The organism is Microcoleus sp. A6-C6, from assembly GCF_036705955.1.
In the GTDB taxonomy this organism is placed as follows: Bacteria; Cyanobacteriota; Cyanobacteriia; order Cyanobacteriales; family Microcoleaceae; genus Microcoleus.
Genome location: NZ_JAUBVR010000020.1, coordinates 1 through 19,696, shown reverse-complemented (window position 1 = coordinate 19,696; position 19,696 = coordinate 1). Strand labels below are relative to the sequence as shown.

Annotated in this window: 22 protein-coding genes; 9 read left to right on the top strand and 13 right to left on the bottom strand. The window is 46.6% G+C overall.

What is annotated here, in order from left to right; translation table 11 throughout:
- Window positions 1–19: 19 nt before the first annotated feature.
- The 4 genes from QUB52_RS10825 to QUB52_RS10810 all read right to left on the bottom strand — a co-directional run bounded on the left by QUB52_RS10825 (window position 20) and on the right by QUB52_RS10810 (window position 1,894).
- Window positions 20–211 (bottom strand): hypothetical protein, encoded by a 192-nt coding sequence (locus QUB52_RS10825; protein WP_332973193.1) that lies wholly within the window; start codon window positions 209–211, stop codon window positions 20–22.
- 148 nt (window positions 212–359) lie between these two features.
- Window positions 360–677 carry a DUF433 domain-containing protein gene (locus tag QUB52_RS10820; protein WP_332973194.1) on the bottom strand — a complete coding sequence of 106 codons (318 nt, stop codon included), beginning with the start codon at window positions 675–677 and terminating at the stop codon, window positions 360–362.
- A 265-nt stretch (window positions 678–942) separates the two neighbouring features.
- Window positions 943–1,314 (bottom strand): DUF4278 domain-containing protein, encoded by a 372-nt coding sequence (locus QUB52_RS10815; RefSeq protein ID WP_332970175.1) that lies wholly within the window; start codon window positions 1,312–1,314, stop codon window positions 943–945.
- A gap of 235 nt (window positions 1,315–1,549) precedes the next feature.
- Window positions 1,550–1,894 (bottom strand): BON domain-containing protein, encoded by a 345-nt coding sequence (locus QUB52_RS10810; protein ID WP_265236791.1) that lies wholly within the window; start codon window positions 1,892–1,894, stop codon window positions 1,550–1,552.
- A 139-nt stretch (window positions 1,895–2,033) separates the two neighbouring features.
- On the opposite strand from QUB52_RS10810, the gene QUB52_RS10805 reads away from it, so the two are divergent.
- Window positions 2,034–2,204, top strand: coding sequence for a chemotaxis protein CheW (locus tag QUB52_RS10805; protein WP_332973195.1), 171 nt, complete (start codon window positions 2,034–2,036; stop codon window positions 2,202–2,204).
- A 53-nt stretch (window positions 2,205–2,257) separates the two neighbouring features.
- Here the strand turns inward: QUB52_RS10805 and QUB52_RS10800 are convergent, their stop codons facing one another.
- The 5 genes from QUB52_RS10800 to fabZ all read right to left on the bottom strand — a co-directional run bounded on the left by QUB52_RS10800 (window position 2,258) and on the right by fabZ (window position 7,213).
- Window positions 2,258–3,523 (bottom strand): DNA cytosine methyltransferase, encoded by a 1,266-nt coding sequence (locus tag QUB52_RS10800; RefSeq protein ID WP_332973196.1) that lies wholly within the window; start codon window positions 3,521–3,523, stop codon window positions 2,258–2,260.
- Window positions 3,524–3,546: 23 nt separating this feature from the next.
- Window positions 3,547–4,719: a lipid-A-disaccharide synthase gene (gene lpxB / locus QUB52_RS10795; RefSeq protein WP_332973198.1), complete on the bottom strand. Its 1,173-nt coding sequence runs from the start codon at window positions 4,717–4,719 to the stop codon at window positions 3,547–3,549.
- Window positions 4,720–4,741: 22 nt separating this feature from the next.
- Complete coding sequence (locus tag QUB52_RS10790) at window positions 4,742–5,344, bottom strand: Uma2 family endonuclease (protein WP_265236784.1); 603 nt, start codon at window positions 5,342–5,344, stop codon at window positions 4,742–4,744.
- Between the two features lie 219 nt (window positions 5,345–5,563).
- Complete coding sequence (lpxA, locus tag QUB52_RS10785) at window positions 5,564–6,358, bottom strand: acyl-ACP--UDP-N-acetylglucosamine O-acyltransferase (RefSeq protein ID WP_265236782.1); 795 nt, start codon at window positions 6,356–6,358, stop codon at window positions 5,564–5,566.
- A 333-nt stretch (window positions 6,359–6,691) separates the two neighbouring features.
- Complete coding sequence (gene fabZ, locus QUB52_RS10780; protein WP_332973200.1) at window positions 6,692–7,213, bottom strand: 3-hydroxyacyl-ACP dehydratase FabZ; 522 nt, start codon at window positions 7,211–7,213, stop codon at window positions 6,692–6,694.
- A gap of 17 nt (window positions 7,214–7,230) precedes the next feature.
- On the opposite strand from fabZ, the gene QUB52_RS10775 reads away from it, so the two are divergent.
- A complete protein-coding gene (locus QUB52_RS10775) occupies window positions 7,231–7,380 on the top strand; it encodes a hypothetical protein (protein WP_332973201.1) in 150 nt (49 codons plus the stop codon).
- Between the two features lie 106 nt (window positions 7,381–7,486).
- Here QUB52_RS10775 and lpxC read toward each other — a convergent pair whose 3' ends face one another.
- Window positions 7,487–8,344, bottom strand: a complete 858-nt coding sequence (gene lpxC / locus QUB52_RS10770; RefSeq protein WP_265236775.1) for a UDP-3-O-acyl-N-acetylglucosamine deacetylase — start codon at window positions 8,342–8,344, stop codon at window positions 7,487–7,489.
- Here lpxC and QUB52_RS10765 point away from each other — a divergent pair.
- Window positions 8,343–8,495: a hypothetical protein gene (locus QUB52_RS10765; RefSeq protein ID WP_332976173.1), complete on the top strand. Its 153-nt coding sequence runs from the start codon at window positions 8,343–8,345 to the stop codon at window positions 8,493–8,495. The genes lpxC and QUB52_RS10765 overlap by 2 nt on opposite strands.
- 142 nt (window positions 8,496–8,637) lie before the next feature.
- On the opposite strand, the gene QUB52_RS10760 is transcribed toward QUB52_RS10765, so the two are convergent.
- The 3 genes from QUB52_RS10760 to QUB52_RS10750 all read right to left on the bottom strand — a co-directional run bounded on the left by QUB52_RS10760 (window position 8,638) and on the right by QUB52_RS10750 (window position 12,234).
- A complete protein-coding gene (locus QUB52_RS10760) occupies window positions 8,638–11,073 on the bottom strand; it encodes a BamA/TamA family outer membrane protein (protein ID WP_332973203.1) in 2,436 nt (811 codons plus the stop codon).
- Between the two features lie 194 nt (window positions 11,074–11,267).
- A complete protein-coding gene (purC, locus tag QUB52_RS10755; RefSeq protein ID WP_265236768.1) occupies window positions 11,268–11,996 on the bottom strand; it encodes a phosphoribosylaminoimidazolesuccinocarboxamide synthase in 729 nt (242 codons plus the stop codon).
- Window positions 11,997–12,027: 31 nt separating this feature from the next.
- On the bottom strand, window positions 12,028–12,234 hold the full coding sequence (locus QUB52_RS10750; RefSeq protein WP_265236766.1) for a hypothetical protein: 207 nt from the start codon (window positions 12,232–12,234) through the stop codon (window positions 12,028–12,030).
- Window positions 12,235–12,252: 18 nt separating this feature from the next.
- Between QUB52_RS10750 and QUB52_RS10745 the strand changes: the two genes are divergently transcribed.
- The 6 genes from QUB52_RS10745 to QUB52_RS10720 all read left to right on the top strand — a co-directional run bounded on the left by QUB52_RS10745 (window position 12,253) and on the right by QUB52_RS10720 (window position 19,627).
- Window positions 12,253–12,684: a response regulator gene (locus tag QUB52_RS10745; RefSeq protein WP_265236764.1), complete on the top strand. Its 432-nt coding sequence runs from the start codon at window positions 12,253–12,255 to the stop codon at window positions 12,682–12,684.
- A 233-nt stretch (window positions 12,685–12,917) separates the two neighbouring features.
- Window positions 12,918–16,331: a response regulator gene (locus QUB52_RS10740; RefSeq protein ID WP_265236762.1), complete on the top strand. Its 3,414-nt coding sequence runs from the start codon at window positions 12,918–12,920 to the stop codon at window positions 16,329–16,331.
- 141 nt (window positions 16,332–16,472) lie between these two features.
- A complete protein-coding gene (locus tag QUB52_RS10735; protein WP_332973204.1) occupies window positions 16,473–18,806 on the top strand; it encodes a DNA phosphorothioation-associated putative methyltransferase in 2,334 nt (777 codons plus the stop codon).
- A gap of 122 nt (window positions 18,807–18,928) precedes the next feature.
- The gene (locus QUB52_RS10730; RefSeq protein ID WP_332973205.1) at window positions 18,929–19,216 is read left to right on the top strand and encodes a BrnT family toxin; all 288 of its coding nucleotides are present in this window, start codon (window positions 18,929–18,931) and stop codon (window positions 19,214–19,216) included.
- Window positions 19,170–19,463 (top strand): BrnA antitoxin family protein, encoded by a 294-nt coding sequence (locus tag QUB52_RS10725; protein ID WP_332973206.1) that lies wholly within the window; start codon window positions 19,170–19,172, stop codon window positions 19,461–19,463. Before QUB52_RS10730 ends, QUB52_RS10725 begins: the two co-directional genes overlap by 47 nt.
- A 26-nt stretch (window positions 19,464–19,489) precedes the next feature.
- Window positions 19,490–19,627, top strand: coding sequence for a hypothetical protein (locus QUB52_RS10720; protein WP_332973208.1), 138 nt, complete (start codon window positions 19,490–19,492; stop codon window positions 19,625–19,627).
- Window positions 19,628–19,696: the final 69 nt, after the last annotated feature.

Genomic DNA, 19,696 nt, shown 5'->3' with positions numbered 1-19,696 from the left:
GTATAAAATGTAAGGCAAGCTACAAAGGCAAATATTGAACTCGATTAACAAATTCTTCCAGTTCGCCAAGTGTAGCAATTATTTCCAAGTCGCGGATACAATCACCAATGGAAACGCGAGACTGACGAGCAAAGATAACACCAGAGAAGTTTATACTTTCAGCTTGACGACGTTTTGCTTCAATTAAAAAATCTTGGTCTTGTGAAAACATAAGTCACCCAAGTTCCATAGATCGAGCGAGTAAAATAGTATCTGATGTACCAGCACGTCCATCTTCTTGAACAGTTAAAACATCTACATCTCGAAGACGTAAACCAACTGTAATAGCTGAATTGGTTCGTCCATATAAAGTGCTAGACTCATTTCAATAGCCCTTGAGCGCGTAGTCTAGCAGCAAAAGGAGATTCGCCAGCTTCACTTTCTGCCTGTTTGACATACTCTTCTCGTCGCTTTATTTCTGCATCGAGTTCTTGTTTGCGATCCCAATAATAAGCTAACGCAGAAAGAATTTGGCTCATAGTCAAGTAGCGATGATTGAGGTGTAATTCTGCGGGACTCCAACCATAAGCTATCTGAGCTTCGACTAATTCAACGACTTTCATCGTAGTTCCGGCTATGATGGGAACATTGTCTTGATTTAGTTCTATATATTTATACTCGGTCTTGGTAAGTGTCATAGTTTTTGCTTTGTCGATCTGCTCTTAAATAGGATGTCTATTTTATAGTATAAAATACCAAATCCAGGCTACAAAAGCAGCGACTAAAGCTAAAACAGTGTTAAGAAGATCGATCGCCCTTCTCAACTTCGCATCACCCCAAATCCCGACAATTAATCTCGCTTCCAGGGTTGAAAAAGATCGCCCAAACAACACCAAAAAGGGGAAATTGAGCTTAACTCAACTTTCCCCTCTTAACAAACGCTGTATTTTCTGAAGCTATTTCCTAACAAGCCATCTGCTGCCACTCTCTTTCTAGCAAGCGCAGCAATCTTTCATCGCCCTTGGCTTTGGCTACTTGTTTCCTACGATCGAGAATATTACAAATATGCACCCGGTGAACTTGCGCCAAGTCCGCAAATGTCGGCGAAGATTCAACCGCCGAGTAAGGTGCGCTAGCTGCTACGACATCCTTCTGGGCTTGAAAATCTTGCTTTGTGCTAGAGTTGACGCCCCCGTATTTTTTGGGGACTGCAAGGTGTCTCGGATACCGATAGTTCCAGTCTTGACCCCGATATTTGCCCGCGACTTCGCCTTCTAGTATATCGACTGTCGGAATATCGTACTCGTAGTTTGCGCCGCGATAAGTCAGTTGCATATTTTTCGATCCTTATATTCAGATAAAAACGGTCGTTAGGTCAGGTTTGCTTTTGCTAGCTACAACTATTTTAGTTTCTGTATTCAATTATACTGTTTTTGGACTAAAATGCGTTTTTTTACAAGAATTAATATTTTGAGGGGGAGAAGGCAGGAAAAAACCCGCCGTAGCGGGTTTAATCGAGCTTTGACTAATTCGATCGTACTCAGAGCGAAACAGATTGAGATCCGAAGAACTACCCGACTGTCACTTGATCGGTTTGTACGTTTGTTGCGCCCTCTTCAGCAGAGGCGATCGCCACTAACTTGTCGAGAATTTCCTGACTGGGAACTTGACCTTTGAGAACAACCGTGCTGCTGAGCTGAGCCACATAAACAGTCTCGATATCAGCAACTGCTGAATCGCCGTCAAAAGCCAAAGCCACCCGCTTCGCCAGGCCACTTTCGTCAAAATTTCCGTCTGGGCCGACTTTAGCAGGAGCGATGGATTGCGCTTGTGCTGCTTGCTGTACTACTTGTGCCATCGGTTCAGCCGGGGCTTCAGGCTTTTCGAGTCCGAACAGTCTTTTAAACCAACCCATAGTAGTCTCCTGAAAATACACTTTTTACACGATAGCTCTAGAATGCCAAAAGACTCCTAATTGTTGCAAAACTAAGCGAAATTTCTCAAAATGTTTTCCCGGCAGACTTTCAGAATCTCAAATCTCCAATGGTATCCCTATGTTGATGTTGCTATTTTATGTAGGGGACGATCGCTATGCCGCAGATAGCAGGCGCGTAGTCGAAGTAGTTCCCACTGTCACGTTGCAAAAACTCCACAACGCGCCCGAATACATTCCCGGTTTGTTTAACCACCGGGGACATCTCGTCCCAGTCATCGATTTGTGCTAAATGATACAGTGTAGGGCCGCCCGCACTTACTTGAGCACGCGCATCGTCTTAGTCTATACTTTCAGATAATGTTGTTCTGCTTCCGACCAATTTAGTTTAAGTAACGAATCATCTCCAACCAGAAACTTGAAACTCGGTTTGGTTACTTTCACGCCCAAAGCGCTAATAATCTGCGCTGCTACAGCTTTCGCCAATAGTGGCGGTACAGAATTTCCGACTTGGCGAAAACCGTGCCATTTTGTGACGTGAAATCTAAACCAGTCAGGATAGGAATGCAATCGCGCTGCTTCTCTGACTGTAATGCACCGAGGCGCGATCGGGTGAATTGGCCTTGGCGAAGTATAAGCGCCCCTCGCCCTGTCGGTTCCCGCCCTGAGAGTGTTGCAAACTCCGTCAGGGTGCAGCTTGTAAAAACGGCTGATCGGCTCTTTTTCGCCGTAGGCTGCGGCTGCAAACCTTTCCATACATTCGGGAGAATGTTTGGTGCGCCGACTGCATGAGAGGATTTGTCGATCGTACTGGCGATCGTAAGCATAATCATTTTCAAAATCATCGAATCCGCGCAACAAACTCGCGTAATCGCTGCTGCACTTTCCGTACTCCGCTATTACCCAATCTCGGTGCAGTAACTCGCTGTACTTTTCTACTTCCGGCAAATCTCCAATCGCATCCCAAACTGTCGGTACAGCAGGTAAATTAACTTTTTTATAGCGTTTAGGAAGTTTCTTTTTAGGCAAAAAAGTAGTTGGCTGAGGATATTTTGGCAGATCGTAGTCTTTTTTGCAACCAATCAGAAACAATCGTTTGCGAGCTTGTGGTACTCCGTAATGAGCGGCGTTGAGAACTTGATATTTTTCTTCTACTTGATAGCCTGCTTCCAGAAAAGAGCTAATTAAAATATTCAGGAGTTCTTTGTGTTCGCCCGCCACAATTCCCGGCACATTTTCCATAACGAAAAACTTGGGTTTTAGCTCCAAAACTAAGCGCTGAAAGTGGAAAATCAGAGAATTTCGCGGATCGTCTACATCGCGCTTGCCCATCAGCGAGAATCCTTGACAGGGCGAACCGCTGATTACTACGTCGATTTCGCGCCTGCCGATCGCAGATTGTTTCCTAATTTCCGATCCTGTCAGCTTTGAGACATCTTTGCACAATACAGAACACATCGGGAAATTGAATTCGTGGGTGGCGCAGTGGATGGGGTCAATATCGACTGATGCAAGTACATCAAAACCTGCTTGTTCAAAGCCCAGCGTCATGCCGCCTGCGCCGGCAAATAAATCAACAGCGATCGGTCGCTTTTTCCGATAGCTAGGCATAACATTTCAATAGTAAAATTGTTTTAAGAAGCTGTATTTATTTTAACATTTTTGATTATTTCGGCAGCCGCGCGATCGCACACACCGACATCTCCGAGACTTTCCCGCATTTCCCGATAATCCGCCAAGGTTTGCTGGCGTTGATCGGCATTTTGCAGCAATTCCAGGGCATGGAAAACTATATTTTCCACAGTAGCCTCGTCTTGCAGCAACTCTGGGACGATCGGCTTCATTTGCACCAAATTGGGCGGAGAGATAAAAGGAATCGACAATTTCAGCACGTGGCGAGCAATAATCGCCGTAATCCGACTGACGCGGTAGGCTACAACTTGCGGAACGTCGAGCAAAGCTAATTCCAAATTAACAGTACCAGATTTGGCGATCGCAAAGTCGGCAGCAGCCAAGATTTCCAGATTTTGATTTTCCAACAAAGTAGCCCGCAAACCATAATTCCCAATAGCTTGTTCGATTTTGCTGCGAAAAGCTGCTTGAGAAACCGGAATCCAGAAATGAACCTCCGGCAATTTATCTTGAATAATTCGAGCAGCCTCAAATATCACCGGCATCAGGTACTTGAGTTCTTGCTTTCTAGAAGCGGGAATTAGAGCGACTGACACCTGTTCCGGCTCAATTCCCAAAGTTTTGCGGGCAACTTCCCGGCTGGGCGCAGATTGCATTCTATCCACCAAAGGATGGCCAACCCAACTGACTTGAGAGCCTTTTGCGCGATAGTAACGAGCTTCTTCGGGGAAAATCGCCAAAATGCGATCGGCAATATTAACAATCAATTCAGTATTGCGAGGAGAAATCGAGCAAACCCATTCTTGAGGCGCGATGTACCAAACCACAGGCAAATCCGGCAAATAGCGGCGAATGTAGCTACCAATACCGAGATTTGGAGTCAAATAATCAATCAATACAACAACATCGGGGGGTGATTTTTTTAGATATTGTTTAGCTATTTGCTGAACTGCGATCGTTGGCCAAATATAGGGTATAGATTCTATAATACCCATAGAACCAATGCCCACAGTATCGCCTAAAATAGTAGCCCCAGCTTCCGCCATTTGCGGCCCGCCCAATGCAGTTATTTCCAACTCCAAACCAGCGGCGACAGCATGACGTTTTAAGGCAGCAACTAACAAAGCTCCTTGCAAATCGCCCGAAACCTCACCAGTGCTGATAAAAATTTTCATATTTGTTAATTTAACTCTGGCTTTAAACAGGTGAGATTTGTTCTAGCAATTCAGTCACAGCATCATATTGATCTGGCATATTAGCACAGCGCAGCAGTAATTCTAAATCGAGTTCAGGGGAAAATTTACTGCGGGTAATTTTCTCGTAATTTTCACATCTCAAGTAGTAGATAGATAACTGGTGGTTTTGCCTAAACCAAACTTCCCGAACTCCCAATCGTTTGTAAAATTCTAGAGTGTCTATTCCACTGCTAGTAATTACCATTTCAATAGCAATATCTGGGACTATTTTTGGGGTTCCTATGTCATAGGAATCGTCCGGCTCTTTTCTACCTCCCAAATCTCTGTTACCCAGAGTCGGCCCGCCCTTGCCATAAAATCGAATCCCGCTTGCTCTCATGTATGCCTCTAACAGCATACAGAGAGTTTTTTTGATGATTTCGTGTTCCGGCGAGACAGTCATAAGTTGCAGGATGCGATCGAGATAGAAAAATTTTACATTGCCAATATCTTTAAACGCTGATTCTATCGCTTCAAATTGCTCCCAGCTAACATCTGAAAATCTGATGCAGGCATCTTGTTCTGTTTCAGGAGATGTATATTTGACTGAAGTATATACATTCATAACTTAACAATCGTTTAGTTAATAGCTTCATTCTACCTCATAACCAATTTGGCTTTAATACCTCTTAATTCTTGAGTCCCCCTCTGCTGCGGACTTTGTTTGTATAGTCGCGGTTTCAACCGCCGAGTCTTAATTCTTGAGTCCCCCTCTGCTGCGGACTTTGTTTGTATAGTCGCGGTTTCAACCGCCGAGTCTTATTTAACCCAGATTTAGGATGATTCACTTCTTGCTAGGAATCAAACCGCGCCGCCCTTTGCTGATAGACTGCTGTATAAATCTCCGCAGGTGCAGCAAGTGGGGGTTTTCCGGTAACAAATCAAACTGTTCTAAAGCTTGATTGAGAGTGTAGCCAGAATGGTATAAAATCCGAAAAGTTTTCTTTAAAACTAGCAAATCTTCTGGGGTTAAACCGGCGCGTTCGAGGCCTATTTTGTTGATAGCTCGCACTCTCGAAGGATTCCCCTCGACTAGCATATAAGGGGGCACGTCTCGATCGATCCTGCTCAAGCCACCGATCATGGATAAGCGGCCGATGTGGACAAACTGGTGCACGCCCAAAACCCCGCTGAGTCGGGCTTGGGACTCAATTTTAACGTGTCCGGCGAGGGCTACGGCGTTGGCGATGATTACTCGATCGGCAATATCGCAATTATGACCAACATGAACATAGGCCATCAATAGATTATGATTGCCAATTGTGGTGCTTTCCCCCGCTCCAGTAGCGCGGTTAATTGTCACATATTCCCGAATCACATTGTTGTCGCCAATTGTCACCCTAGTCAGAGAACCCTCATATTTCAAATCTTGAGGTTCCAAACCAATCGCCGCACCAGGGAAAATTTGATTATGAGCACCTATTTCTGTTAGTCCGTCGATAATTGCATGGGCACCAATCTTAGTCTCCGGCCCGATTTTCACTCTTTCCCCAATTACAGCATAAGCGCCCACTTCTACAGTCGGGTGCAGGTCGGCGCGGGGATGAATCACAGCAGTTGGGTGAATCAAAGTAAGCATTTGTCAGTTTTTAAGTAGAAGGAAGAAGGAAGAAGGAAGAAGGAAGAAGGAAGAAGGAAGAAGAAGGAAGAAGGAAGAAGGAAGAAGGAAGAAGGAAGAAGGAAGAAGGAAGAAGATATACACAGCAAGCTTTTTAGCGACCAGTATTTTACGTTATTTAATTAGGTGGATTTACTTAGATGGTAATTAGTAATTAGTAATTGATAATTGATAATTTGCATTTTTGCTTAGCCAAACCGTTATTAGTTGTTAGCTATTACCCATTACCCATTCCCCATTACCCATTACCAATTTCCATTACCAATTTCCATTGCCAATTCCTCATTAGCAAATTTAATCTACCATCGAAAACGTCAATTCTCCTTCACAGACTTTTTGTCCATCCACTTCAGCAATCGCCTGCATTTTTCCGAAGCGGCGGCGTTTTACCCACAGCAATTCTAGAGTCATCAGCAACTGATCGCCCGGTACTACTTGACGGCGGAACTTGACTTTATCAATCCCGGTAAACATCCACAATCCTTGCTCGATGTCCGGTAACTGAGCGAGAACAATACCGCCAACTTGAGCCATCGCTTCGACAATCAAGACCCCAGGCATAATCGGTCTTCCGGGGAAATGCCCTTGAAAATGTGGTTCGTTGAAAGTCACATTTTTAATTCCTACAGCCCGCACTCCCGGCACATAATCAACAATCTTGTCTACCAGTGCAAAGGGATAGCGGTGAGGTAATATTTTCTGAATTTCTTCGAGAGTAAAAGTAGATTTAGCCGCTGGAGAATCTTCGCCGTTTTCGGTGGGAACGGATTCAGAATTGGCAGTATTGAGGGTGTTAACTTCAGTCAGCGTGGACATTGCTTGAAGACTTTTGAGTGTGGTATGGAAGAAAGAAGAAGGAAGAAGGAAGGAAGAAGGAAGAAGGAAGGAAGAAGGAAGGAAGAAGGAAGAAGGAAGAAGGAAGAAGGAAGGCTTTAGTTGTCGTCGCCAGAGAAGAAATTCACTGCAATGGTTTCAGCAATTAAGAACGTCCTAAGCGCCTTCGCCGTTGCTATATAAAGGCAAGGGATCGCGTCTTGGGTTGTGAATTGTAACTGCAAACTATAACTGTAAAGAAAGCTCGAACCTGTTCTAACTTGGTTGTAGCACGGCTGAAGCTTGGGAGTTCAGGGCTTTGGCGAGTTGGACGTGGAGGTTGTGACTGGCTTTGTAAGCCAAGTAATGAGCTTTTGGCAAAGTTCCCAGCAGACTGAGGTCGCCTACTAAGTCTAAGATTTTATGGCGCACCGGTTCGTTGGGAAATCTCAAGGGCGGGTTGAGCCAGCCGGATCGATCGCAAACAAGGGCGTTATCTAGGGTACCACCTTTGATCAAACCTGCTTGTCGCAATTGTTCAACTTGCCGAGCAAGTCCAAAAGTGCGGGCTGGGGCGATCGCCGTCGCAAAACTTTCTACCTCTGGCGACCAACTGTACCATTGATTGCCGATCGCCTGTTCCTCAAAATCAATTCCGTAGCTAAACCGAGTTTGATCCGACGGTAGGGCTGCAACAAAAGCATCCCCGTGACGCACCCAAATCGGCTCAGTCAGGACGAATGAGGAAATTTGATCTTCCTGGGATGCTTGAGCAATTAGGCCGGTATGGGCGATCGCCTCTACCCAAACCTGAGCCGAACCGTCCAGCAGAGGCACTTCCGGCCCATCCACCTCAATTCGAGCATTATCCGCTCCCATCCCCGCCAAAGCGCCTAATAGATGCTCTACAGTGCGAATTTGAGCACCTGCGGCACCTACCAGTTCAGTAGAAAGCGCAGTCTGACCAACCGCCTCAATTTTTGCCAGAATTATCGGAGCACCGGGCAAGTCAATTCTGACAAAATAGCGGCCTTCTCCAGCCGCAGCGGGCAAGACTCGGACGCGAGTTTGTGCGCCGCTGTGCAAACCAATTCCTGACAATTCAAATTCAGATTTTAAGGTACTTTGAGTCATGGAAGAAGGAAGAAGGAAGAAGGAAGAAGGAAGAGGGAAGAGGGAAGAGGGAAGAGGGAAGAAGGAAGAGGGAAGAGGGGAAGAATTAGTAATTACCAATCACCCATTACCAATTACTTATTACTTATTACTCGTAACTAATAACAACTGACCACTGCCAACTGCCAACTGACCACTGCCAACTGCCAACTGCCAACTGCCAACTGCCAACTGCCAACTGCCAACTGCCAACTGCCAACTGACCACTGTCAACTGTCAACTGTCAACTGTCAACTGTCAACTGTCAACTGTAATTAGAATCTTTCACCAATCCCAAAGTGAATTTGATTGTCGCCGCTGTCGTTGATACCGTAATCGATCCGGATCGGCCCTAACGGAGATTGAATCCGCACGCCGACGCCGTAACCGTAACCGCTACCGGGCTTTCTGCGGACACCTGCCGGGTCGCCGGGGACATCTTTGCCCGTGCCCAAGTCTGTGCCAGCATCCAAAAATAGCGCTCCGCCGATAAACGAAATAATCGGGAAACGGTACTCCACGCTGCCTTCTAGGAAGCTGCGGCCTGCTCCCATGTCGCCTTCGTTGTATCCGCGTACCGAGTTGGCGCCACCCAAGGCAAAGGCTTCGTAGGGAGGCAAATCTCCGAATACGGTGCCGGCTTTTAAACTAAATGCCAGGGTTTGGGGGCCTGCGGTAAAGTTAGTGTACTTGACTGGTAGGTAAAAGCTGTAACTGGCGCGCAGACGGTTAAGCAGGATGCTGCCGGAACCTATAGGAATCGATTGTTCCATGCCAAATCTGAGCAGGGAACCGCTGGTGGGGCGGAGGGGATCGTTACGCCGATCGCGCACAGCACCTGCTTGGATTGTTGTCAAGTCGTCGGAACCGGAATTGCTAAAACTTAGCTGGTTGCCGAGTTCGTCTTTGGATTCTCGTCTGCCTTTACGATCGGTAATTGAGACTCGCTGGTACTGCAAACCGAGTGAAGCTATCCACTCAGAATCTGCAAAAGGATCGCGCGAGAGGGGACGGGTAAAATTGATGCCGCCGCCGGTGCGGACGATGCGGGGTCGATCGTCATTTGCCAATCTGACTTCTCTCTCGCCACCGTCAAAAATCACGCTGATCGATCGTCTTCTAAAAACATTAGCCGTGAACGAAGTCCGGTAAGGATCGCCCGCAATCCAGGGGTCAGTAAAACTCAAGTCAAACAGGGTTTGGCGTTCCCCGATTTGTACTTCAGCCCCCAATTTTTGGTTCCTACCGTTCAAGTTTTGCTGCTGGTAACTCACCGTACCGAACAAACCCGTCGCGGAACTTAAACCCGCACCCGCAGCCAGAGAACCAGTATTTTTCTCAATGACGTTGACAATTACCCTTGCCTTGCGGGGGTCAGTAGTTCCCGGTTCCAAGGCCAGCCGCACGTCTTCAAAAATCCCCAAACCAAACACTCGCCTCAAATCCCTTTCCGCCTTGGTGCGGTTAAAAATGTCTCCGGGCTTGAGTTGTACTTCGCGGGTAATGACATAACGGCGGGTGTTACCTCCGATCGGCTGACCGGTCGCATCCGTTGCCTCTCCCTCCTTGCTCAGGAAGCGGACATCAACGGATTCGATCTGGCCTTCTGCCACTACCAGGGTGACAGTACCGTCATCTGCGACTTGCGGCGCATCAGTGATTTGGCCCAAAACATAGCCGTTTTCTTGATACCAAGCATTAATTTTTTTCACTCCCTCCTCAAAGCGGCGGAGGTTGAGAATTTTGCCGTACTGATCGCGGAAGCTGTCGTCAATTATGGTTTGGGGCAGCACTTGCTGACCGGTGATTTTGACTCCCCGCAGCACCGGATTTGGCTGCACGATAAAAGTCACCCGCACGCCCAATGGGGTGTCTTGGGGTTCTGCCCGCACGTTTCTGAAAAAGCCTGTGGCAAAAATGGCGTTGATGTCTTGTTGCAGTTGGCTGCGGTTGGTCGTGCGTCCCGGTTGGGTGCTGATGACTCGGTAAATCTCGCTTTGCAGGTCTCCCGTTGCCCCGGTAATGGTAACTTCGGCAACTAGCACTTGCGGTTCTGCTGCCCCGGCTGGTGCGGGGGCTGGTCTGGGCTGCGGTGCTGCTGGGCCCGATGGCAATGTCGGAACGGTGTTAGCTGGTGGCCTGGTCGGGGCTGGTATGGGGGGAATTTGGGCGTTTTGAGCGATCGCCCCTGATACTTCTGGGACCTGTCTGGGAGAAACTTGGATGTCTTGAGCGATCGCCCTTGATTCATCCTGTTTCCGAGGCTCTACCGCAACCCAGGCGGGCAAAACTGCGGTCTCCGAGGGGGGGAGCGGGCTAGCCATTTGTGCCTCTGGCAGAGCGTTTTGGCTGCTAGAGGCGAGGGGATTGGATGCTATCTCAGGTTTGAGTTGCAGGTCAACGGGCGAAACCGGGGTTGCCGGGTCTGTGACTCGGTTTGGGGGTTCGCGATCGTTCTCTCCTCTACCAGGGGCCGCCACTATTTTTAGGGCTTCCGCTTTGCTGCTTTTAGCTGCTTTGCGGTTTTGAGGAAGATTTTGGGTTAATTCTGGAACGGGGCGATCGGATAATTCGATCGACGGGGCGGGGGTAACGGCAGTCAAAGCTTCCTCTGTTGATTCAGAGTAGGATGTTTGACCGCTTGCCGAATTTGATAGTCCGAATGTTGCTGAGACAGTAAGAACTGCCACCAATACAGCAGATAAGCGCATTTTTGTTCACTCTTTTGGGCAATCGACACACACCACATTATTCGTCATTAGTCATTAGTCATTAGCCATTAGTCATTAGTGATTAAGTCGGTTGAATTTCGCGCTGACCGCTAATTGATGACTGTTGACCGCTGATTGCTGACATCGAAGGTATAACGGTTACAAACTGCGCAATTGTAGCGCATTTCAAGCCTCTAGACTTTCTGAGCTAGAACCCGCTGGAGAACTTGCTGGTAAGCGGTTTCTACCGATCCCAAGTCGCGGCGGAATCGGTCTTTGTCCATCACACGGGCGTCGGGGTCGGTTTCTGCGTTGTCCCACAGGCGGCAGGTGTCGGGACTGATTTCGTCGGCGAGAATCAAATTTTGATGTTGGTCGATACCAAATTCCAGTTTGAAGTCTACCAGGGTAATGCCGCACTGGGTGAAAAATTCTTTGAGTATTTCGTTAATTTCGCGGGCGGCGATTTCTAGTTGGTCTACTTGTTCCGGGGTGGCTAGCTGCATTAACTGCAATCGGCCGCGGGTCAACAGCGGGTCTCCCAAATCGTCGTTTTTGTAATAAAACTCGACCAGCGACGGATTGACAATTGTACCGAGGGCGATTCCGGTTTGTTTGCACAGACTACCGGCGGCAATGTTTCTGACGACGACTTCTAAGGGCAAGATGCGGACGCGGCAGACTCGCATTTGATTGGGGGCGGGCGTGTCGATGAAGTGGGTGGGTATGCCTTTGGCTTCTAGCATCCGAAACAGGTGGGCGGATATGGCATTGTTGATTTCGCCTTTGCCGGTGATGCTGCCCCGTTTCTGGGCGTTAAAGGCGGTGGCGTCGTCTTTGAAGTGGGTCAGCAAAATTTCGCTGTCTTCGGTGGAGTAGAGGATTTTGGCTTTGCCTTCGTAGAGTTTGCGTCCGGCTGACATGGCGATTAATAATGTAGTTGAGTTTTAGATTTTACCGTAGCTCGATCGGGCATAATTGGCGAGTTTTTGCCGATCGACCAAAACTCATGCCCCCAGCAGTGGCGACTACGCCTGCGGATAGATACTGCGATCGGTTGAGGCATAATGATTCTTGACAAAGCACAATAGAGATTAGACCTGCTGGGTTCGCGATCGTGCTGACTGAACCCCGCCAAGGATACTGTCGCTTAAAAAACATCTATAAAATGGCTAATTTATGGAAGGAAAAAAAATTCATATCCTCTTAGTGGAAGATGATGAGGTAGATGTGATGAACGTCCGGCGAGCGTTCAAAAAAAATAACATCGTCAACCCCCTGTACATGGCGGAAAACGGATTAGAAGCTCTGGCTATATTGCGCCAAGAAAGCAAAATAGAGCCGGCAATGCCTCAAGCGCGCCGACTGATTTTGCTCGACTTGAATATGCCGAGAATGAACGGCATTGAATTTTTGCGAGAATTGCGGCTGGATGAAACTTTGAGGTCGATTCCCGTGATCGTCCTCACCACTTCTAATGAAGATAGAGATAAGGTAGAAGCTTATAATTTGAATGTAGCTGGCTATATTCTTAAGCCTGTCACTTTTTCTAACTTTGTGGAAGTTATGGCTACTCTCAACAAATACTGGATGCTGAGTGAAATTCCCTAAATTTTCTAAAATTTAACCAAAATTTTTCCAGGTGGCTGTTGTGACTTTTTTGGGCGGTACATTTGTATTAATTAGTTGGGATAATCACAGTTTTCTTGTATTAGTGCAAGCGTCCCCGATTGCTAGATATAAGCTCGCACTTCCAATAAACGCTTTTAAATCTCCGCACAGATGCTTCACATTCATCTTTGCTATGCCGGAGCTTTTTCAGCTCAATCCACAATTCGGTTGTTATGGACAAACTTCTTAAAATTCTGATAGTTGATGACGATGAAGTCGATCGGATGACGGTCAAACGCTCGCTCAAGTCTGCTGGGGTTTCGGTAGAAGTTACTGAAGCAGAAGACTGCGCCGATGCTCTGGCAAAACTATCGGTCAGCAAAAGTTCTAGTAGAGCAGCGGCGAAACTCTCGCATCCAGATAAATCTCAACAGTTAAGCGAGGTTGAGGAAACAGAAAATTCGCTATTAAATCAGATATTTGACTGCAAATTTGACTGCGTATTCCTCGACTACCGCTTGCCGGACGGAGACGGACTGAGTTTGGTAAAAAATGTACGGGAATCTGGGCTGAAAGTTCCCTTAATTGTGCTCACCGGGCAAGGTGATGAACAAATTGCTGTGGAATTGATGAAGGCTGGAGCTTCTGATTATATCGCTAAAGGCAAGATGTCTGCTGATAGTTTGTCCCGCAGTTTGCAGAATGCCATTCGCGTTTACCGCGCCGAATCAGAGGCGTTTTATACCAGTCAAAAATTTAAGGAAAGCGAGGAACGATACAGGTTAGTTTTAGAGGGAGTGAACGACGGAATTTGGGATTGGGATTTAAGTAAAAATGAGGTTTATTGGAACGATCGCCTTTTGGAAATTATCGGTTTGGCGCGATCGCAATTTGGCAGCACTATGGATGCTCTCTACCACCGCCTGCACCCAGAGGACAAGGACGGCATCATCCGGGCGATCGGCGCTCACTTAGAACAACAAATAGACTACAATGTAGAATTCCGACTGCTGCACTCCTCTGGTGCTTACCGCTACTGCACTTCTCAGGGAAAAGCTCAGCGAAATTCCCAAGGAAAAGCGCTGCGGATGGCAGGCATGATTAGCGACATTAGCGATCGCAAACAAGCCGAATACGCTCTAGAAAGAGAACGGCAGCAACTGAAACAAATTATTGCCTGCGTGCCCGTAGCAATGGCGATGTTCGACACAGAAATGCGCTATTTAGCTAACTCTCACCAATGGCTGACTCAATTTAATTTCGAGTGGCAGTCCCTGACTAATCTCAATCATTACGAATTGTTTCCAGATACGCCAAATCGGTGGAAAATGATGTATCAACAAGTGTTAAAGGGTGAGGTAGTTTCTGTGAGCGAAGATGCTTGGGAACGAGCAGACGGCTCTGTGATGTACCTGCGCTGGGCAGCTCACCCTTGGTACAATCCCGACGGGAAAGTGGGGGGAATGGTGATGGTAGCCGACAAGATTAATGAGTTGGTGGAAGCGCGGGAAACAGCCCTGAAAGCGAGCCGGGTTAAGTCGCAATTTTTGGCGAATATGAGTCACGAAATTCGCACTCCGATGAATGGGGTTTTGGGCATGGCTCAATTGCTGCTGCGCGCTCCTCTGGAACCGAAACCACGGGAGTGCGCTCAGACTATTTACCACAGTGCTGAACATTTGCTGAGCGTAATTAATGATATCCTCGATTTCTCTAAGATAGAAGCTGGAGAATTCCGGCTAGAAAAGGCTGATTTTGATTTGGATATCTGCCTGGAATCGGTGATAGAAATGGTAGCGCCTTTGGCAGAAAAAAAAGGTATTGAATTAAATATTTTAGTTGACAGTTCGGTGCCGAAAAAGTTAGTTGGCGACTCTGGTAGGTTGAAGCAAATCTTGCTAAATTTGACGGGAAATGCGATAAAATTTACCGATAGCGGTCAAGTTTTTGTTCACATAAATGTCAAGCGGGATCGGCAACTGGCAGACTGCAAACAAGGGGGGAAATTGCTATTTTCGGTGCGGGATACAGGGATGGGAATTTCGCCGGAAGGCCAGACAAAACTGTTCCAATCTTTTTCTCAGGTAGACGCTTCTCCAACTAGGCTGTACGGCGGCACGGGTTTGGGTTTGGCGATTTGCAAGCAGTTAGTAGAGATGATGGAAGGTTCGATTGGGGTGCGCAGTTTTCTCGGCAACGGTTCGACTTTTTGGTTCGCTGTACCTTTGGAAAAACAGTTGCAAGTTGAGCCTCAGACTCCCAAACTTGCGGGCAAGAAGCTATTAGTAGTCTCTGCAAGCGCTTTGAGGCGGGCGGCGGTGCGATCGCTCGCTCAAAGTTGGGGTGCTCGCTGCGACGAGGCAGAAACTGCTGCTGCTGCTTTGACTTGGTTGCAAAATTCTCAGGGCGGGATCGATCGGCATTCGGCGACAGGGGAAAAATGCTGCGATGCGGTGCTGGTGGATTTGCAATTGCCGGATTTGGATGCTGAGGAATTTGGTTTGAAAGTGCGATCGCTCTCAACAGTTGGCTCGTTAATCGCCATGACTGCTTTGCGGGAACAGGCGAAAGCTGAAGCACTTTGTAGTGTGGGGTTTAGCGGCTATTTAATCGAACCAGTGCGGCCTTCTCGCCTGCTTGAAGCTTTGCTGGCGTCGGTTAAGGAAAGGGGAGAGTTTGGGAGCTTAGAGGCTGCTAATACTTGCAATTTCCCAGCAGTTGATTCTCAATATATAACTCCTAATTCGCCGTCATCGCTGAGAATTTTGCTCGCAGAAGACCACCCGATCAATCAACAAGTTATTGTCGAACAATTGGCAGCTTTAGGCTATCAGGCTGACTGCGCCGCTAACGGTCAAGCAGCGCTGGATTTGCTGGCAGAAAAAGCCTATAATTTGGTGTTAATGGATTGTCAAATGCCAATACTTGACGGTTATGCAACGACAAAAAAGTTGAGGGAACGAGAAAAAGGCGATCGGCATACTTTTGTGATTGCTTTAACTGCTCACGCAATGCCGGGGGAACGAGAAAAGTGTCTGGCGGCTGGGATGGACGATTATCTCAGCAAACCTGTAGATTTAGATGCTTTGGCGACGGCGCTGAAAAAATATGAATCCCAAAATGTTGAGTTTAAAAATAAGTATGGAGTTAAAAGTATTAATTTGGCAGAAAATCCTCAATTAGTAATAAAGCATACAGAAATTTTGGAAGAAACGGAAGTTGTGGCTGTGCCGGCACCAAGGGCGATCGCACCTCAAGCTTGGGAACACGCAGACTGCGACGGACTGTTCGACAGGAACCGATTGCAGCAACTCGGACGGGTTAATGTTAAATTGCCCGATCGACTTTTGCAAGCATTTGTCGGCAACGCACAGGCTGATATAGCTGCTGCCAAAATTGCCGTAGAAGCTAGAGATTGGCAAGCTGTGGAATATCAAGCACACCGTCTAAAGGGAACTGCTGCTAATGTGGGAGTTGCTCTAATGTCGGATTTAGCGGCACAATTGGAGCATCAAGCGCGAGGCTTTCAATCTGAACCGCTAGCTTCGGGATTGTTAACTATTGAGGGCGTTGAAAACATATTAGTGAGTTTGTCGAGTCATTTAGCACGGGTTAAAAAATTTGTAGAAACTCGAATGTTTGGTTGATATTTAAGTCTGTTTTTTAGTTATTGTAGGGTGCGTCAGGGCGGATTTTTTGACAAAAAACGAAGAATGTTCTCCCTGACGCACCGGCTCAGTTTCCTCTGTGTTATCTGCGGTTAATGTAAAAAATCGATGAGTTTATCTATGACTTACGATACCGATACAAACCCTATTTTATATACCGATTCATTAGAAAACAATGGAGAAATTCTAACGCCTTTGAGGGCTTTTGCTCAGGAAGTTTTATTGTATGAAAACAATGCTATTTCTGGGGAAACTTCTGTAAATGCTGTGCCGTGTCCGTCCGACGAAATTGATATTTTTTATGTTGAAAATCTGGTAGCAAAAGTAGCTCGCTGCTGTCGAGAAAGCAAAATCGGTAAAAAATTACCAACAGCTTTTTATATTCACATTTCCGCTTTATCCGCACTCAACCCTGTACTTAGAATTTACGAAAATTGCGCCAGACAGCATCTCGAAAATATTGATGAAGCAAATTTAGTTAAATTCTCACTCCAGCAACCTAAAATCTCTTATCTTTTTTACCCCGATTTCGATACAGATGCTCACCCTGCTTTGCAAGCCAGCATCCAAATTAATCTGGAAACTGGGGAAGTTAAATATTTCGATTACAGCAACAGCGAAAATCCCCCGGTTTTGCACCGAAAGGAAACTTTTGTAACTGCGGATTATCCCAATTACGAAAAATTTGCTCGACTGACTCGCAGCGAGCAAAAGTGGGGACTCTTGGACAATACTAGCGTGATCGGCACTCGCGATGGTTGGCTCAAATATTTGGGATATTGCGGTGTAGAAATTCAAGATCATGCTGTTGTCGAATGTTTGAAACAGGAAAATAGCGAGTTATCAAATCCTAAAATTGAGCGGCACAAAGCTGCGATGGTGCGAAACTCTATTTCTAAACCTGTGCGCCTGGTTTTGGAATCTGATTTGTTTTTTGATGGGATGACTTTCTTTGATTACGGTTGTGGTTACGGTGGCGATATTAAATGTATTGCGGAAGAGGGTTATGCTGCTACGGGTTGGGACCCATATTATCAGCCGGATACTCCGCGAATTTCTGCGGATATTGTGAATATTGGTTATATAATTAATGTGATTGAATCTTTGGCGGAACGCCGAGAAGCTTTGCTGAATGCTTGGGAATTAACTAAGAGTTTATTGGTGGTGGCGGCTCAGGTTTTGATTGACGATCCGGCTCGCGGTCAAATTGCTTACGGCGATGGGGTGATTACTTCTCGCAATACTTTTCAGAAGTATTACGAACAGGAAGAGTTGAAGGTTTATATAGACCAAGTGTTGGGTGTTGATGCGATTCCTGTGGCTTTGGGGATTTATTTTGTGTTTCGGGATGCGACGGCGGGTGAGGGTTTTCGGGCTTCTCGGTTTCGATCGCGCTTATCGACTCCCAGAGTGCGATCGCAAGTCAAGCGCTTTGAGGATTATGCGGAAATACTGGCTCCTTTGATGGCTTTTGTGAGCGATCGGGGCCGCCTGCCGGTGAAAGGCGAATTAGCGGAAGAATCGCCAATTAAGCAGGAATTTCACAGTTTTAACCGCGCTTGGAGGGTGATTTTGCAAGCTACCGACGCGGATGATTGGGAGACAATCGCCGACAAGCGCCGCCAGGATTTGCTAGTATATCTCGCTCTCAACCGTTTGGGCTATTCCCTACAGGATGACGACGCGGTGCGTCCTTCGATGCGCCGGCTTCCGGCTCAAATCCGCAATGATATTAAGGGTTTGTTTGACAGTTATCAAAAAGCTTGCACTTTGGCAGATTTAATGCTATACAGTTTGGGCAAAGCTGATATTGTGGCGGATTGTTGCGAGGATAGCGCGATCGGCTATAAACAACCCGGTTCCCTTTCAGTTCACGTCTCATGTTTAGAAGAACTCGACCCTTTGCTGCGACTCTACGAAGGCTGCGCTAACCGCACAATTGGCAGGCTTGACGGCGCTACAATTATCAAATTTCACACTCGGAAACCGCAGATATCCTATTTATTTTATCCCGATTTTGACACTAACCCGCATCCAGTCCTCCACAGGGCTATGCACATACATTTGCGCGACCTTTCTGTCAGCTACGAAGACTATTCAGATGCGTACAATCCGCCAATTTTAGTTAAAAAAGAAGCTTTTGTTAATCCTAATTATCCGCATTACGAAAAGTTCGCGAAACTCACCCGCCAAGAGGCAAAGTTAGGGATTTTTGATGGTTCTGTGGTTAAGAAATATCGGGAATGGGTGAAGTGTTTGGAGGACAATTGCGTTAAAATTAAGGGTCATAGGTTGTTTTGGCGATCGGATGCTGACCCGGAACGGTTGAAAATGTTGCAAAAATCTGCTTCGGAACGCCAGCATAAAAAGATTGAGATTAATATAGGAAAGATTGAAGGAACCGCAGAGGGCGCAGAGGGCACAGAGGAAGAGAAAGAAGAGGGAGAGGAATAGTCATGGAAGCAGAATATGATTTTAGTCAGGGTAAGCAAAGGGCGATCGAATTTTAATTCTGCTTGGTGGTCAAATCTTGGTACTTTTGCTCTAAACTTGGCTCATGTGCTAGACTTAAGTTCATGAAGTTTGAGTGGGACGATCGCAAAAACAAAAGCAACCTTGCAAAGCATGGGTTTGACTTCGCTGATGCTTTTCGTATCTTCAACCGACCGATGGTTGTCGAATTAGATGAGCGGGATGATTATGGTGAAGATCGATGTATCGGTATTGGTTTACTTGATGGACGAGTTGTAGTTGTTGTCTACACGGAACCTGATGAGGAAACAGTTCGCATTATCTCATTACGAAAATCACTGTCTTATGAACGCAGATGCTATGAACAATACCTCAAAAACCGACTGGGCTAGAATCGACGCAATGAGCGATGAAGATATCGATACTTCCGATATTCCACCACTATCGGAGGAGTTCTTTACTAGAGGGCAATTACGAATGCCTCAGTCGGCTATTACTATGCCAGTTCAAGTCGATGCTGAAACATTTGCTTGGTTTCAGGCACAAGGAGAAAGTGCCCAACAGCAAATGTCTGTAGCACTTAGGATTTATGCAGATGCACACAAAACCTATCCGGCATTCGTAGCAAAGCCAACATAGCGAGAGCAGTACGAGGAGGAATAGTTATGGAAACAAAGTATGATTTTAGTCGGGGTAAGCGAGGGGCGATCGATCCAACACTACCTGGGAAAACTCGGATCGCAATCTGGTTAGATGATGAGGTTTTAGCGTGGTTTCGCGAACAAGTTCATTTAGCAGGGTAAGCTCATCTAATTTGGTATAAATTGTACTTGACAAATAGAAATTATAGAGTTAAAGCACAGCCGTTTGGG

Excerpts from the sequence above, each read along its gene's own strand:
- QUB52_RS10825 (WP_332973193.1), bottom strand. The coding sequence starts at position 211 with ATGTTTTCACAAGACCAAGATTTTTTAATTGAAGCAAAACGTCGTCAA.
- QUB52_RS10820 (WP_332973194.1), bottom strand. The coding sequence starts at position 677 with ATGACACTTACCAAGACCGAGTATAAATATATAGAACTAAATCAAGAC.
- QUB52_RS10815 (WP_332970175.1), bottom strand. The coding sequence starts at position 1,314 with ATGCAACTGACTTATCGCGGCGCAAACTACGAGTACGATATTCCGACA.
- QUB52_RS10810 (WP_265236791.1), bottom strand. The coding sequence starts at position 1,894 with ATGGGTTGGTTTAAAAGACTGTTCGGACTCGAAAAGCCTGAAGCCCCG.
- QUB52_RS10805 (WP_332973195.1), top strand. The coding sequence starts at position 2,034 with ATGTTGATGTTGCTATTTTATGTAGGGGACGATCGCTATGCCGCAGAT.
- QUB52_RS10800 (WP_332973196.1), bottom strand. The coding sequence starts at position 3,523 with ATGCCTAGCTATCGGAAAAAGCGACCGATCGCTGTTGATTTATTTGCC.
- lpxB (WP_332973198.1), bottom strand. The coding sequence starts at position 4,719 with ATGAAAATTTTTATCAGCACTGGTGAGGTTTCGGGCGATTTGCAAGGA.
- QUB52_RS10790 (WP_265236784.1), bottom strand. The coding sequence starts at position 5,344 with ATGAATGTATATACTTCAGTCAAATATACATCTCCTGAAACAGAACAA.
- lpxA (WP_265236782.1), bottom strand. The coding sequence starts at position 6,358 with ATGCTTACTTTGATTCACCCAACTGCTGTGATTCATCCCCGCGCCGAC.
- fabZ (WP_332973200.1), bottom strand. The coding sequence starts at position 7,213 with ATGTCCACGCTGACTGAAGTTAACACCCTCAATACTGCCAATTCTGAA.
- QUB52_RS10765 (WP_332976173.1), top strand. The coding sequence starts at position 8,343 with ATGGAAGAAGGAAGAAGGAAGAAGGAAGAAGGAAGAGGGAAGAGGGAA.
- lpxC (WP_265236775.1), bottom strand. The coding sequence starts at position 8,344 with ATGACTCAAAGTACCTTAAAATCTGAATTTGAATTGTCAGGAATTGGT.
- QUB52_RS10760 (WP_332973203.1), bottom strand. The coding sequence starts at position 11,073 with ATGCGCTTATCTGCTGTATTGGTGGCAGTTCTTACTGTCTCAGCAACA.
- purC (WP_265236768.1), bottom strand. The coding sequence starts at position 11,996 with ATGTCAGCCGGACGCAAACTCTACGAAGGCAAAGCCAAAATCCTCTAC.
- QUB52_RS10750 (WP_265236766.1), bottom strand. The coding sequence starts at position 12,234 with ATGTTTTTTAAGCGACAGTATCCTTGGCGGGGTTCAGTCAGCACGATC.
- QUB52_RS10745 (WP_265236764.1), top strand. The coding sequence starts at position 12,253 with ATGGAAGGAAAAAAAATTCATATCCTCTTAGTGGAAGATGATGAGGTA.
- QUB52_RS10740 (WP_265236762.1), top strand. The coding sequence starts at position 12,918 with ATGGACAAACTTCTTAAAATTCTGATAGTTGATGACGATGAAGTCGAT.
- QUB52_RS10735 (WP_332973204.1), top strand. The coding sequence starts at position 16,473 with ATGACTTACGATACCGATACAAACCCTATTTTATATACCGATTCATTA.
- QUB52_RS10730 (WP_332973205.1), top strand. The coding sequence starts at position 18,929 with ATGAAGTTTGAGTGGGACGATCGCAAAAACAAAAGCAACCTTGCAAAG.
- QUB52_RS10725 (WP_332973206.1), top strand. The coding sequence starts at position 19,170 with ATGAACGCAGATGCTATGAACAATACCTCAAAAACCGACTGGGCTAGA.
- QUB52_RS10720 (WP_332973208.1), top strand. The coding sequence starts at position 19,490 with ATGGAAACAAAGTATGATTTTAGTCGGGGTAAGCGAGGGGCGATCGAT.